The organism is Actinomyces graevenitzii C83 (assembly GCF_000239695.1).
GTDB lineage: Bacteria > Actinomycetota > Actinomycetes > Actinomycetales > Actinomycetaceae > Actinomyces > Actinomyces graevenitzii.
The window spans coordinates 29890-44310 of the sequence record NZ_JH470340.1 but is presented as its reverse complement, the minus strand read 5'-3'; the positions used below and the strand labels follow the sequence as shown (position 1 = coordinate 44310).

At 58.7% G+C, this 14421-nt stretch carries 12 protein-coding genes and 1 tRNA gene; 10 read left to right on the top strand and 3 right to left on the bottom strand.

All coding sequences use genetic code 11. The annotated features are described in order from the left end of the window. Positions 1–88 precede the first annotated feature (88 nt). From HMPREF0045_RS09080 to HMPREF0045_RS09835, 10 genes are all read left to right on the top strand, one after another. On the top strand, positions 89–793 hold the full coding sequence (locus tag HMPREF0045_RS09080; RefSeq protein ID WP_005987705.1) for an acylneuraminate cytidylyltransferase family protein: 705 nt from the start codon (positions 89–91) through the stop codon (positions 791–793). After that, positions 790–3048: an N-acetylneuraminate synthase family protein gene (locus HMPREF0045_RS09075; protein ID WP_005987702.1), complete on the top strand. Its 2259-nt coding sequence runs from the start codon at positions 790–792 to the stop codon at positions 3046–3048. The genes HMPREF0045_RS09080 and HMPREF0045_RS09075 overlap by 4 nt, the downstream gene beginning before the upstream one ends. Continuing rightward, positions 3045–4130, top strand: coding sequence for a glycosyltransferase (locus tag HMPREF0045_RS09070; RefSeq protein ID WP_005987700.1), 1086 nt, complete (start codon positions 3045–3047; stop codon positions 4128–4130). The genes HMPREF0045_RS09075 and HMPREF0045_RS09070 overlap by 4 nt, the downstream gene beginning before the upstream one ends. Beyond that, positions 4127–5167: a glycosyltransferase family 4 protein gene (locus tag HMPREF0045_RS09065; RefSeq protein ID WP_050807487.1), complete on the top strand. Its 1041-nt coding sequence runs from the start codon at positions 4127–4129 to the stop codon at positions 5165–5167. The genes HMPREF0045_RS09070 and HMPREF0045_RS09065 overlap by 4 nt, the downstream gene beginning before the upstream one ends. Then, on the top strand, positions 5164–6459 hold the full coding sequence (locus HMPREF0045_RS09060) for an O-antigen ligase family protein (RefSeq protein WP_005987696.1): 1296 nt from the start codon (positions 5164–5166) through the stop codon (positions 6457–6459). Before HMPREF0045_RS09065 ends, HMPREF0045_RS09060 begins: the two co-directional genes overlap by 4 nt. Next, on the top strand, positions 6456–7388 hold the full coding sequence (locus tag HMPREF0045_RS09055; protein WP_005987694.1) for a glycosyltransferase family 2 protein: 933 nt from the start codon (positions 6456–6458) through the stop codon (positions 7386–7388). The genes HMPREF0045_RS09060 and HMPREF0045_RS09055 overlap by 4 nt, the downstream gene beginning before the upstream one ends. A 76-nt stretch (positions 7389–7464) precedes the next feature. Beyond that, complete coding sequence (locus HMPREF0045_RS09050; protein WP_005987692.1) at positions 7465–8571, top strand: glycosyltransferase; 1107 nt, start codon at positions 7465–7467, stop codon at positions 8569–8571. Positions 8572–8606: 35 nt separating this feature from the next. Next, the gene (locus HMPREF0045_RS09045; protein WP_005987690.1) at positions 8607–10019 is read left to right on the top strand and encodes a sugar transferase; all 1413 of its coding nucleotides are present in this window, start codon (positions 8607–8609) and stop codon (positions 10017–10019) included. 17 nt (positions 10020–10036) lie between these two features. Next, positions 10037–10840: a phosphatase PAP2 family protein gene (locus HMPREF0045_RS09040; RefSeq protein ID WP_005987688.1), complete on the top strand. Its 804-nt coding sequence runs from the start codon at positions 10037–10039 to the stop codon at positions 10838–10840. Positions 10841–10902: 62 nt separating this feature from the next. Then, on the top strand, positions 10903–12000 hold the full coding sequence (locus tag HMPREF0045_RS09835; RefSeq protein WP_005987686.1) for a glycosyltransferase family 2 protein: 1098 nt from the start codon (positions 10903–10905) through the stop codon (positions 11998–12000). Positions 12001–12238: 238 nt separating this feature from the next. On the opposite strand, the gene HMPREF0045_RS09030 is transcribed toward HMPREF0045_RS09835, so the two are convergent. The 3 genes from HMPREF0045_RS09030 to HMPREF0045_RS09020 form a co-directional block, all read right to left on the bottom strand. After that, positions 12239–13222, bottom strand: coding sequence for a ribose-phosphate diphosphokinase (locus tag HMPREF0045_RS09030; RefSeq protein WP_005987684.1), 984 nt, complete (start codon positions 13220–13222; stop codon positions 12239–12241). Between the two features lie 67 nt (positions 13223–13289). Further along, positions 13290–14234 carry a bifunctional UDP-N-acetylglucosamine diphosphorylase/glucosamine-1-phosphate N-acetyltransferase GlmU gene (locus HMPREF0045_RS09025; RefSeq protein ID WP_040316370.1) on the bottom strand — a complete coding sequence of 315 codons (945 nt, stop codon included), beginning with the start codon at positions 14232–14234 and terminating at the stop codon, positions 13290–13292. Positions 14235–14324: 90 nt separating this feature from the next. Continuing rightward, positions 14325–14396: transfer RNA gene (locus tag HMPREF0045_RS09020), tRNA-Gln, on the bottom strand. Positions 14397–14421: the final 25 nt, after the last annotated feature.

Below are 14421 nucleotides of genomic sequence, written 5' to 3'. Positions count from 1 at the left end.
GCCCCAAGCTACAATTGTTAGCAAATGTCATGCTTTTTGCGTGGCTACGTTCCCGTTATTACACATTGAATAGGACTAATTCAGTCACATGAGCACCCTGTGTGTTATTCCCGTGCGCGGCGGCTCTAAAGGAATCCCGCGTAAGAACCTGCGTGATGTAGGTGGCAAGCCCCTGGTGGTATGGACCATCGAGCAGGCCCTGGAAGCCAAAGACGTCCGCGTAGTGGTTTCCACTGAAGATGAAGAAATCGCGAGCGTAGCGCGCGCAGCCGGCGCCGAGGTGATTGACCGCCCCGCCGAGTTAGCCCAGGACACCACCGCCACCGAGCCGGTGATTGTGCACGCCATGGACTATCTGCGTGACAAGGAAGGCTATGAGCCCGAGTTTGTGATGCTGCTGCAGGCCACCAGCCCGGTGCGCCGCCCGGGCACCATTGACCGCGCTATCGCCCAGGCCCGCGAAACCGGTGTGGACTCGCTAGTTGGCACCGTGCCGCAGACCCCCTTCCTGTGGTGGACTGCCCGCGATGGTCACGGCCCCACCGCCGACTTTGAGGTGGACCACCGTCCGCGCCGTCAGGAACTAACCCCCGACCAGTTCCGCTACCGCGAGACTGGCTCCCTTTATGTAACCAAGCCGTGGGTTTACCGCGAACGCAATAACCGTATCGGCGGCAACATTGGTCTATTTGTCATGGATGAGGTTGAAGGCATCGACATTGACGGTCCCCTTGACCTAGCCCTAGCCGGCAAAACCCTTATCGAAATGCGTCAGCAGGAAGGTCTAGCATGAGCATCGAGCGTTCCATTACCCCTTATGTAGCTTTCGCTGACGACTCTTTGCTCAGCGCCCTAGCTAAGATCAACGCCAACAAGGCCCGCACTATCTTCCTGGTAGATGAGCACGGCGTGCTGCAGGGTTCGCTTACCGACGGCGACGTGCGTCGCTGGCTTACCGCCGGTAACTCCAACATGGAGACCAGCGCTATTAAGGTAGCTAACCGCTCCCCGCGTACCGTCACCGAGGGCACCTTGGTTGACGAGCTGGACTGGAAATTCCGCGACGGCGTCAGCCTAGTGCCGGTGCTAGACGCCCGTGGACGCATGGTAGCTATTGCCTCCCCCACCAATGACTCCTTCACCGTTGGTAGCCACCGCGTTGGTAAAGACCAGCCCACCTTCGTAATTGCTGAAATTGGTAACAACCACCAGGGCAATGTTGATCTAGCCAAGCAGCTGGTAGACCTGGCTGTGGAAGCCAAGGCTGACTGCGTTAAGTTCCAGCTGCGCGACATGGACGCCCTCTACCGTGGCGCTTCAGGCAAGATCACCGCCGGTGAAGACCTGGGCGCCCAGTACACCCTGGACCTACTCACCCGCTTCTCCCTGCCGGCCCCCAAGATGATCGAAGTTTTCGATCACTGCCGTGACAAGGGCATTGACATCATGTGCACCCCTTGGGATCTGCCCTCGCTAGAGGTGCTGCTCGAGTATGGCATTGATGGTCTAAAGATCGCCTCGGCTGACCTAACCAACCACGCGCTGCTAACTGCTGCCGCTAAAGAAAACCTACCCATGATCGTCTCCACCGGTATGAGCACCGAGGATGAGATCAAGGAGTCGGTGGCCCTGCTGCGTCGCTACGGCGCCCCCTACGCCCTACTCCAGGTGCAGTCCACCTACCCGGCCCCCTTCAAGGACCTAAACCTGCGCTACATGCAGCGTCTAGCTGAGATCGGTGACTGCCCGGTGGGCTACTCCGGTCACGAGCGCGGCTACCACATCCCCATGGCTGCGGTAGCCCTGGGCGCGTCGGTGATCGAAAAGCACTTCACCATTGACCGCAACCTTGAAGGTAACGACCACAAGGTTTCGCTGCTACCTGACGAGTTTGCCGCCATGGTGCGTCAGATCCGTGACGTGGAGGCCGCCCTGGGTACCGCCGAGGCCCGCGTAGTGGCCCCCGGTGAGTTCATGAACCGCGCCAACCTGGCTAAGTCTTTGGTGGCCGCCCGCGACATCAAGTCCGGTGAGCGCATCACCGCCGACGCCGTCGACATTAAGAGCCCCGGCCGTGGCCTGCAGCCCAACTCGCTAGACAAGCTGGTGGGCCGTATTGCTCGCCGTGACGTGGCCGCCGGTGACTTCTTCTACGAGGGCGACATCTCCGACAACCCCGCCCGCCCGCGCGACTACCACTTCCGTCGTCCGTGGGGTGTGCCGGTGCGCTACCACGACTTCCAGGCCATTTTGGACGCCGGCGCCAAGCCCGACTTCCTGGAGTTCCACTACTCCTACAAGGACCTGGACATGGACGTGGACGAGGTGTTCGCGGCCTACAAGGACAACCCGCTGCCCATGGGTTACACCTGCCACCTGCCTGACCTGTTCAGCGGGGACTTCATTTTGGACCTGGCCTCGTTCGACGACGCCGTGTGGGAGCGCTCCATCCGCGAGCTACAGCGCACTATCGACATCACCAAGTCGCTGCGCCCCTACTTCACTCAGGAACAGGACCCGGTCTTTATTGCCACCCTGGGTGGTTTCACCAAGGAAGGCCCGGTTGAGCCTGAGCGTATCCCGGCCATGTACGACCGCATCATTGAGGGTCTAAAGCATGTGGACTACTCCGGCGTGCGCCTAGCCCCCCAGACCCTGCCGCCTTACCCGTGGCTACTGGGTGGTCAGCAGTACCACAACCTGTTTATGAGCCCTGAGGCGCTGCGTGACTTTGCCCAGCGTAGCGGCCTACAGATCACCTACGACATCTCCCACTCGATGCTGTCGGCTAACCACGAGCACCGCCCGCTGCGTGAATACACCGAGATTCTCGCCCCGCTAGCCGCCCACCTGCACATTGTTGACGGTAAGGGCGTTGACGGCGAGGGTGTGCAGATCGACGAGGGTGACGTTAACTGGCCTGAGCTAGCTGAGCAGCTTGACCGCCTGGCCCCCGGCGTGTCCTTCATTCCGGAAATCTGGATGGGTCACGTTAACAACGGTGAGGGCTTCTGGACCGGTCTAGACCGCCTGGAGAAGTACCTGTGACAGTGGCTTATAAGGGCGTAGCGGGTAACGCACCAATCGCGCTATGGGTAGTTCCGGTTGCTGAGATCGGTGGGGTGGCACGTCACGTTCTCGACGTCGCCCGCACCGGCCTGCCCCGTACCCGCATGGTGGTGCTGTGCCCACCGGGAGCGCTAGCCGAGGAGCTAACCCAGCTGGGGGTACCAGTACTGGCTGAAAGCTTTGGCCCTAACTATGGGCTGGCCTCTTCAGTGCGGGTACTGCGCCACGCGGTAGCCAAGCTACGCCCGGCCATTGTGCACACGCACCTAGCCTATGCAGATATTGTGGGCGCCTTGGCAGTGCCGTTAACCGGCCCCACCAAGCTGGTGTCAACTGAGCACGGTATCGCCTACGATGACAGCGTCTACCACGGCAGTAGCTTCAAATCGGCTCTAATGAGCCGCGCCCACCAGGCGCGCTGTGAGCGTTTCGATGCGCTTATGGCCTGCTCGGTGGCCACCGCTGACGCCATGGAAGCCAAGTGGCACCCGCGCCGGGTGATTGACGTGCTACACAACGGCGTCGACGCCCCCACCGCGCCCAGCCAGCGTAAGGAGGGCCTGCGGATTTTATCCCTGGCCCGCCTGGCGCCAGAAAAGCGCATTTTGGAGCTACTTAAGGGGTTCTCACTGCTTAAGCGCGATTACCCCCAGGCCACACTGACTATTGCTGGTACCGGTGAGGAAGAGGCAGCCCTGCGCGGCGCGGTTGAGTCGCTGGGGCTAACTGACTGCGTTGACTTCCCTGGCTTTGTTGACGCCTGCCAGGCGCTAGCTAGCCACGACGTGCTCGCGCAGCTGTCGGTGTGGGAAAACTGCTCTTACTCGCTGCTAGATGCAGTAGTTAGCGGCATGGGCGTGGTGGCCACGCCGGTTGGCGGTAACCCCGAGATTCTGCCTAGCCAGTGTCTAGTGGACGCCTATGACGTCACCGCCATCGCCCAGGCACTAGCCAGCCAGGGTCTAGAGCTGGAGCAGCGCCCGCAGCTTAACCCCTACTGGCCTAGCGTGTCTGACATGTGCCACTCCATCGTCAAGGTCTATCAGGGATGTTTCAAGTGACTCGCTTTACCCTAGCTGCTAATAACGGCGAAATTGGTGGCGGCGAGGTCATGCTGCTGCGCACCGCTAAGGTGCTGCGTCAGCTTGGCCATGAGGTCACCGTGGTAGCCCCGGCCATTGCCGACGGCGTAGGTGCGGCGGCCGCTAAAGCTGGTTTCGCTACCGTGGCCATTAAAGGCCAGGGGCGCAAAGCCTATATGCGTAACCTGCGCGCCTGGGATGCCAGCCAGCGTCAAGGCGTGCTGTGGTGCCACGGGCATGTGCCCGCACTGGCTACCGTGGGCCACCCCCAGCGCATTGTGCACCTACACCAGGCCCCCAGCTTTAAGCATGTGGTTTCTGGCAGGTTAGCGGCGTGTGGCGCCCTAGCTTTGGCTGTGCCCAGCGCCTCCATGGCTAAGCACTTCCCCACCGCCCAGATTGTTTACAACTGGTGTGAGGAGGTTAAAACCGAGCCTAAAGGTGACCTTAAGGCCCCCATCACGGTGGGTTTCCTCGGGCGCCCCAGCCCCGATAAGGGCATTGAGGTTTTAGCTGAGGCTATGGCCCAGCTAAACGCCACTCGCGGGAATGCTTTCGAGCTGGTGGTTGCGGGTGAACCGCATTTTGTCGACGCCGCCGAGCGCAAGCGGGTAACCGCCGCCCTGGCCCCTATCGCCAGCTTCACCAAGCAGCTGGGGTGGACCAAGCGTGAAGACTTCTTCAACCTGGTTGATGTGGCAGTCTTCCCCTCGATTTGCCCCGAGTCCTTTGGGCTTATGGTCGCTGAGGCGATGAGCGCCAAGGTCCCCTTCGTGACTTCTATCGCGGGGGCGCTACCTGAGGTTGCCGGCCGGGACTACTCCTACCAGATAGTCCCCGATGACGTCGACGAGCTAGCCGACGCCGTCGCCGCCATAGTGGACACCACCCCCGCCAAACGTGCCAAGCAAGTCGACAAAGAATGGCACCGTTGGCAGCGTAAGTTCTCCCCTGAAGCCGCCACCAAGCGCATCGCCGCTTTCCTTACCGACGTGCTACCCCAGGAGGTTAAATGAGCCGCGCGGTTAAGCCCGGCGCTATCGACTGGGATGTGTTTTTCCGTAAGGATGACTCTTCGCTGCAGGCATTGCTGCGTAAGTCCCCATCCTTGCTGGAAATGATCCTGTTCATCCCACTGTGTTTGCGCCTGGAAGGCTTTGTTCCGGGCGTACCGGTAGCCGATATCAGCGCCATACTGCTGTCCATCATGGCCTTTGGGCGCAAACCCAAGGTGGGTTGGCAGCCAGCCTTTGGCTACCGCATGCTGCTGTTCGCCATCCCCGCCTGGATGGCAGTTTCGGGTGTCTATAACGACCAGTTGCCCTTTACCCGTATGGGACACATTGTGGCTTGGGCGTTGGTAATTGCCGCCTCCACCTCGGGGCGTCTAAACATGCGTGCCCTAGTGGGGTCCATTGGGGTTTCGCAGGTTATCGCCACCGCTTACGGCATTATCACCCTGCCTCAATCAACCTACCCCGGCCGTATGATCGGTATGTTTGGTGACCCCAACACCGCCGGTTTGCACCTGCTGGCACTGGGCTTGGTTTACGCCGGTATTGCCCAGCGTAACCGCAAGTACTTCATTGTGCTGGCTATCTCCCTAGTGGGTATTTTCCTAACCTTCTCGCGCACCACCTGGCTGGGTCTGGGCCTAGCCTTGGCCTGGGTGTTCATCCCTAAAAACTTTAATGTTTGGATTAAAGCCACGCTGCTGTTTGGCGTATACAAGTCGGTAATTGGCTACGCCAACGACGTTAAGAACGAGGGTTCATTCTCTGACCGTGCCGGTTCTGACCACCTGCGTTCACTGATCGTGCCACTGGAAGAAAAACTGGTAGCCGAAAACCCCTTCACCGGTCACGGCCCTGGTACCCTTACCGTCAAACTGGGTGAAAACGAGTTCTTCTTCCACTCCAGTTACCTGCTGCTGCGCGCTGAGGGTGGCTGGATCATGTTCTACCTGATGTTGACGCTACTAGTGCTCACCATCATTAAGGTCAGCCACCCGCTATCTGGTCTACCTAACCGCTATCTGGAGGCCACCCCGATCGCAATTTTGGTGTGTGCGGCCAACCTGGGCAACGTGTTCTTGTCTTACCCCGCCTGTTTGGCTCTGGCTGCCTGTACCTGGTGGGCGCACGCCCCCGGCGCTGACGAAGACCAGCTAGCCAAGCTTGATACACCGGTTGAAGAGGATCTACGCGCCAGCCAAAACAAGCTGGTTAACTACCTGGCTGGGCACGAAAATGTCATGGCCAAATACGACAAGTTGGAAAAGATGGAAGAAGAGGCCAGTAAGGCATGAACCAACCGCGCACTTCCATCATCATCCCCTCCTATCGGGGAGAGGCCAAGCTACCCACCCTGCTTAACGCCTTAAGCCAGCAAAGTGACACCAACTTTGAGGCGGTAGTGGTAATCGATGGCTTGCTTGATAACAGCCTAGAGATTATCGACTCCTTCGCTAGCCAAGGTGTGCCGGTACGAGCTGTGGTACTGGAGCAAAATCAAGGCCGCGTAGCCGCTCTAAACGCTGGTTTTAGCGCCGCTAAAGGCCAGGTTTTAGTGCGTTGCGACGACGATCTTGAGCCTGGTGCAGACTTTGTGGCTGGGCACTGGGCGCGCCACCAGGGCCAGCCCTGCGGCGTCGTCGGGCTAACCATAGACATCCTGCCGCCCTCAAAGTACACCCGCGTATACGGCGCCACCCGCACCCGTGCGGCCCTGGCCGCCTCCTACCGGGGCGCTATCCCGGCTTGGCGTCACTGGGCTGCTAACTGCTCTATTACCCGTGAAACCTGGGAAAAAATCGGCCCCTATGACACCGCCTACCAGCACTACGGCTGGGAGGATGTGGACTACGGCTACCGTCTACATGAGGCTGGTATCCCGGTAATTTTGGCCCCAGAGCTGGAAACTTTGCACCACGGCGCGGCCACAGACACCGTCAAGCGAGCTATGCGTGCCTACCATTCAGGCGCGGCACGGCGCACTTTTGACCAGCTACACCCCGGCGCTATCGCCCCGGTGGCAGCCGGCGGCGGCTGGTGGGGCAAACTAGTTGGGGCGGTAGCTAGCCGCACCAACGAAGAGCGCACCGCGCAACTGGCCAATTTCACAGATAACACTATTGGCATGTTGCCCGGACCATTTGCTACTAAATTAGTGGCATTAAATGTTGAGGCCGCCTCCCTTAGCGGCTACTGCCACAGTGAGGTCACCACCCACTTCTAGGGCACAAAATTTCATAAACACCACTTCCTCGCCTTACTTCCCTTACATTCTTGCCATAGGCAGAAGAGAGACTTTGATGAGTGAGCACTTTAAAGTTGCCATCGCCCACGATTACTTAACTCAGCGTGGCGGTGCGGAACGAGTGGCCTTAGCCATGCACCAGGCTTTTCCCCAGGCCCCCATTTTCACCACCCTGTACGATCCAGAAGGCACCTTCCCTGAGTTCAAGGACGCCGATATTCGCGTAACCGGCCTAAACCGGGTAGCCGCCTTCCGCCACGATCACCGCATCGCCCTGCCGCTGCTGGCCCCGGCGACGTCGAAAATCAAGATCAATGCGGGCGTAACCCTAGTGTCTTCCACTGGCTTTGCCCACGGGGTTAAAACTACCGGCGCCAAGCTGGTCTACTGCCACTCCCCAGCCCGTTTCCTGTACCTGCGCGAGCAGTACCTGGGCCAGTCCTCACGCTTCTCCCCCAAGGTGCTGGGATTAAACGCGGTGTATGCGCCGCTGCTGCGTTGGGATAAGCGCGCTGCTCACAGCGCCACCCGTTACCTGGCCAACTCCTCCATCGTTAAAGAACGCATTGAGCGTGTCTACGGTATTGAGGCTGAGCTGCTATTCCCGCCTGGTGGGATTGACGCCAGTGCCAGCCAGGAAACTGTGGACGAGATTGCTAGCTGGGCTGGCCAGTTCTACCTGGTGGTTTCGCGCCTGATGCCCTATAAGAATGTTGATCGCGCCATAGCGGCTTTTGCTGACATGCCCCAGCGCAAGCTGGCAATTGTGGGCAAGGGCCCTGAATCTGAGCGTCTAGCAGCTATGTGCCCAGACAATGTGCGCATGTTCCAGGGTCTAAGCGACGGCCAAATGCGCTGGCTATACGCCAACTGCCAGGCCCTGATTGCGCCTTCCTTCGAAGACTTTGGGCTCACCCCGCTGGAGGCTTACAGCTTCGGCAAACCGGTGCTGGCCCTGCGTGGAGGTGGCTACCTCGACACTGTTGTAGAAGGCCAAACTGGTCTATTCTTTTCTAAGCCCACCAGCGCTGATATCGCAGCCACAGTGGAAAAGAACGAGCAAATCACCTGGGATCACCCCGCGATTCGCGCCCACGGTGACAAGTTCTCCCTGGATCGTTTCATCCAAGCCCTGCACCAGCAGGTAGAAGCACTGTCTTAAGTTCCCGACTGCTCCAAGTAGGTTTCGTCTTGAAGATGAGTAAACGTACCTTCAATCACCTAGTGCGTCTAGGCGCTATTGTGATTGACTTCCTCGCTATCTGGGTGTCGTTCACCATTGCGTGGCATTTGCGCGAGCAGTCAGGTCTGTTCTCTAATGACGTCTCAGCCCTCACTAAGGCCCTTATGCACTGGAAGCCGCTGGCTTCAGCGGCCTGGCTGGTGGTAATCGCTTGCTTTGGCGGCTATGCGGTGCGTGAATTCGGCTCGGGCACGGTCAGTATCCGCCGCGCCCTTAACGCTGGTCTGTTTAATATCGGCTTTTTCTCGCTGGTGTTGTACCTGACCAACACGGAGTTCTCACGCTCTTACTTCCTGCTGCTGTTCATCATTGCGATGCCGCTAATCACCTTGGGGCGTCTGTTTGGTCGCCGCATCTTGCACTGGCTGCACTGGCATGGCTACGGCATTTCGCGCGTGATTATTGTGGGCCGCCCCCAGCAGGCTGAGCAGTTCTCCCGGATGCTTAAGCGTTCGGCTTGGGTGGGACTAGAGCCCTACCTGGTTTTTGACCCTGATGAGGCGTTAGAAACCTATAAGGGTGACCACCGTTCTATCAGCGACAACCTGCTTAAGCTGGCTGAATCCAACCAGGCTGAGCTGGTGCTTTTCGCCCCCGGTTCGGTGCCTGACTCGGTTGATTTCCGCCGCTATGTGTGGCGTTTTGAGGGGCACCGCACCCAGCTGGCTGTAGTGCCTTCTTTGGTCGACGTCGCCGCTGACCGTATTCGTACCCGCCCAGTAGGTGGTCTGCCACTGGTCTACGTAGAAGACCCCAACTCTGCTGGCGCGCTGTCACACTCCAAGCGAATTTTCGATATTGTCATGGCTTCCCTGGCGCTGATTATGGTCAGCCCGGTCATGATTATTACCGCCCTGGCGGTGTACTTTACCGACCGTGGCCCAGTGTTCTTCCGGCAAGAGCGGGTGGGGCGCGATGGTAAGACCTTTAAGATGATCAAGTTCCGCTCTATGGTGGTTGATGCCGAGGCGCGCCTGGCTCAGCTGCAGGGCGGCAACAAGACCAATGAGGTCATGTTTAAACTCAAGAAGGATCCGCGTATCACCCCGGTGGGTGGCTTTATTCGTCGCTTCTCTATCGATGAGCTACCCCAGCTGTTTAACGTGATCCAGGGCGATATGAGCCTGATTGGCCCGCGCCCGCCGCTGCCGCGTGAGGTAGCTAAATACACTCCCGATGAGATGCGCCGTCTACGTGTGCGTCCGGGTATTACCGGCCTATGGCAGATTTCAGGGCGCTCAGACCTGTCCTGGGATGAAACCATTCGCCTGGACCTGTACTACATTGACAACTGGTCTCCGTTACAAGACCTATCGATCCTGACCAAAACGGTGCAGGCGGTGCTTTCTTCACGCGGGGCCTATTAAAAGAAGTAATTAACCATTTGAAACGTTTCCTCCCCGCTTCCCTCGCACTACTTACCTTCCTGGCCACCTGGGCTTACCGCAACCTTTTTGAGGCCACCCAGCAGGGTGCCTACCTGGCTGGTTTGGGCCTGCATACGTTTGTGGGTCCCCTTCAGCCCTATGTGCAGGTATTTACCAAGCTGGGCACGGCCCCGGTGGCCGGGGCCAGCTTGGCTCTGGCCGTGGTGGTATCCCTGTGCGCCAAGCGCTGGTTGTTGCCAGTGCAGCTAGTGGCTTTTGCGGCCGGCCTGCTAGGCACTATCCAAGTGCTTAAAACTCGCTTGCCTTACCTGCCTCAAGGCGGCATCAATGGCACCGGCTATTTCCCGCATTACAACACCATGCCCTCAGGACACGCCGGCATGATTTTGGTGGCCACCGTGCCGCTTATGGCTGCGCTTAGCGCCACTAAACTGCCGCGTATTTTCAAGCGAATCGCCTTTGTTGGGGCACTGAGCGCCTTTATTTTGGGCACCACTGCGGTGCTGGTCAGCTCCGCGCACTTGTGGACTGACGTGTTTGCTTCCACAGATTTGGCACTGTTTTGGGCTTATTTATTACTACCTTTACAACAAGTGCAATACAACAAATTATCACAGCCCTATTTGCGGCTAACGCTGATTACCTTTGCAATTGCTTGGGTTTTGCTGCACGTGGACCAAGCTTTGCAAACAAACAATAAATTTGGGTTGGCATTTTGTGCGTTTAGTCTATGCGCCGGCGCTTTTATTGCACTATTATCGCAAGTGAGCCCAGGAAACTCCCAGGAAACTATAAACTAGTTACCAGACAGTGACTAGTACCTGACTGCTCATGCCCCTAGTCCCCGATTCTCAGGTACGCCATGACCCCCCAACCGCAAGCCTCGGTTATCATCCCGACTCTAAACAGTGCCCCAGCTTTGGCTATCCAACTGGATTCACTGCTGCGTCAAGACTATGAGGGTGCTTTTGAGATTCTGGTAATCGACAACGGCTCCACCGATGAGACGCGCGAGCTGCTTGAGGACTACTATCCTCGCTTTGCTTTCCGCCAGGTCAACCTACGTTACTTCATCTCTGACCGGGAGCGTAACGTCTGCTATGCCCGCAACGTGGGTATCCGCTATGCAAACAGTGAAAAGCTACTGTTTTGTGACGCCGACGATATGCTTTCCAACAACTGGGTCAGCCAGGGCATTGAATCCCTAAAGGAACGTCAAGTAGTTTCCGGTTCAGGCATCTACTTCCTAGAAGGTACCTTCAAAAACTTCTGGGCCCTGGGCAAGGCTTATGAAACTATCCACCCGGCCACAGAAACTGAAACCTACACCCCGGTTAATGCAGACCGGGCTATCCCAATCCTGATGGGTTGCTCCTTTGCCGCCCGCCGCTCAGCGCTGATCTCGCGTGGCTTTGATGTTAACGCCCCCTGGGGTTCAGAAGACAATGAGTTAGCCCTGTACCTGCGTGAGCACGGCATTGAAACTGAAAACTTCTCAGGCATGCGTATCGCTTACCGGGGACGCGACCCCAAGACTAAGTCGCGGCACAAAGCAGAGTTTAAGAGTGCCCGCGCTCATGTCTGGCTGGCCCGCAAATACCACCTGACCTCCCAGGTGCCGGCCACTCGCCGGGGCGCCTGGCTGCTTAACCCGCTGCGTTTACCGCTGGTGGCCGCCAAGATGGCACTGGTACCCTCCAGCCGTGACTGGAACTCACTGCGTTCGCGTTTTAACGCCACTGCTGGGGCTTTTGTGGGCGTGCTTAGCTTCTACCACCCAGCCCCTAATCGTGAGGGCCTAATTGGTACGGGTAAAGAGATCAACTTGGATACAGGCAAGCCTTTGCGCCTGGAAACCACTGGTAACACCCACAGCCCCAGCCGCGACATGATTACGCCCGCCTCAGGTCTAAGCCCGGTGCTGGTGCGTGAGCCTGAGCTGCAAACCACCGCCGGTTAGATCTTTTTCTCGACGACGACGCTCTAGCTGCGCCGCTCTGGCCGCCGCCGCCGCCGCGCCGCTCTGGCCGCCGCCCTAGCTACGTCACGCTAGCCACACCGGCCCAGTTACGGCGCTTTGGAACGCTTGGCTTATAGCTGTGGCTTGACCAGCTCGTTAAAGCCTATAAAAACAGGTGGGGGGCCAGTTCGTAAGAACTGGCCCCCCACTTAGCTATGCGTCTTATTAGCTATGTGCCTTAGTGGTCGCCCGCGTCAAACAGGTCAGCCACTGAGCCGTCGTCGAAAACAGCCTTAATAGCGGCTGCCAGCAGCGGCGCGATAGAGAGGATAGTCAGCTGCTCAAAGCGCTTTTCCTCGCTAATGGGCAGGGTGTCAGTGACGATAACCTCCTTGGCGCCACAGGTGCTTAGACGCTCAGCGGCGGGGCCGGAGAGCACACCGTGGGTGGCGGCAATGATGACATCCTCAGCGCCGGCGTCGAGCAGTACCTTAACCGCCTTAGCGATAGTGCCACCGGTGTCGATCATGTCATCAACCAGCACGCAGGTGCGGCCCTTAACGTCACCAACCACGCGGTTAGCCACGGACTGGTTGGGGCGAGTAACGTCACGGGTCTTGTGAACGAATGCCAGCGGGGTGCCACCAAGCTTGTCCGCCCAACGCTCGGCCACACGAATACGGCCAGCGTCAGGAGAAACCACCGTGGTGTTAGCCGGGTCAATGTGCTTAGAGACGTAGTCAACCAGCACCGGCTGGGCCCACAGGTGGTCCCAGGGGCCGTCAAAGAAGCCCTGCTCCTGGGCAGAGTGCAGGTCCACGCTCATGAGGCGCTCAGCGCCAGCAGTGGCATACAGATCTGCAATCAAGCGGGCAGAGATAGGCTCGCGCCCCAGGTGCTTCTTGTCCTGGCGGGCGTAGGGGAAGAAGGGAGCCACCACAGAGATGCGCTTGGCAGAGGCACGCTTAAGCGCATCCACCATAATTAGCTGCTCCATAACCCAGTCGTTAACGCGGTCGCCGTGAGACTGGATGCAGAACACGTCACAGCCACGCACCGACTCGTTGAAACGTACATAGGTCTCGCCATTAGCAAAGTCGTAAGCGCTAGAGGACAGCACCTCGGTGCCCAGCTCCTTGGCCACGGCCTGCGCAAGCTCAGGGTGAGCCCGGCCTGATACGATCACCAGGCGCTTAGAGCCCTCACTGATAATGCCAGTCATGGATTATTTGCCTCCTTGTAGCCGTTTGGCCATGTGGGTGGGTAGGTAGGAGATCATGCTGGTTGCTTTAGGCTTCCAGCAGGCTTAGTGGGGCGACGACGGCGCCGTCGGGAACTTCCACATTGTCTAGGACGCTGTGGGCCCCAACATAGGCCTCGTCACCAATCACGGTGGCACCGTGAACAATAACCCCGGGCTCTAGGTAGGCATCCTGGCCGATCTTGGCATCCACATCGACCCAGGTGGAGGAGGGGTCCACGATGGTTACGCCAGTGCGCATCCAGTGCTCGAGAATACGACGGTTAAGCTCAGCCCCTAGCTGGGCCAGCTGTACGCGGTCGTTGCAGCCCTCAACTAGCCAGGTGTCGGTGACCACCAGCGCGCTGGTGGACTTACCGGCCTGGTAGGCGGCGGCTACGACGTCGGTCAGGTAAACCTCGCCCTGATCGTTGTCAGTGCCCAGGCCACCTAGTGCCTCACGCAGGTGAGCGGCGTCGAAAACATACACGCCCGCGTTAATTTCCTTGATTAGCAGCTGTGACTCAGAAGCGTCACGGTGCTCCACAATGCCGGCTACTGCACCTTCCTCGGTACGTACCACACGGCCATAGCCACTGGGGTCAGCCAGTTCGGTGGTAAGAATAGTGACCGCGTCTCCACGGCTGACGTGCTGCTCTAGCAGCGCTTCTAGGGTGGCAGTATCCAGTAGCGGCACGTCACCGCTGGTAACCACCACCGGGCCGGTTAGGTCGGCAGGTAGCGCAGCCAAACCGCAGGCCACAGCCCGGCCAGTACCGGGAATTTCGTCTTGGTCAGCAATCACCACATCCGGAGCCACCCGCTCCAAGTGAGCGACGACGTCGTCGCGCTGGTGACGCACTACCGCAACCAAATACTGCGGCTGAAGTCCACGGGCGGCAACCACAGCGTGATTCAACAAGCTGCGCCCCCCGATCTGGTGTAGAACTTTGGGGGTCGCCGAACGCATACGCGTTCCTTTACCGGCGGCCATGATGATGACGGCGGCAGGGCTTGTGGCCACGAGGAAAGCTCCTAAACGGGTCGAAGCATAAATACTGTCTACAGCATAGCGCACAAAAAGCTCCGCCCCCAGGATTCGAACCCGGACCACAAGGCACCAAAGGCCTGCGTGCTGCCATTACACTAGGGCGGAAGGGTACGTCAGGCGTACCGGGATC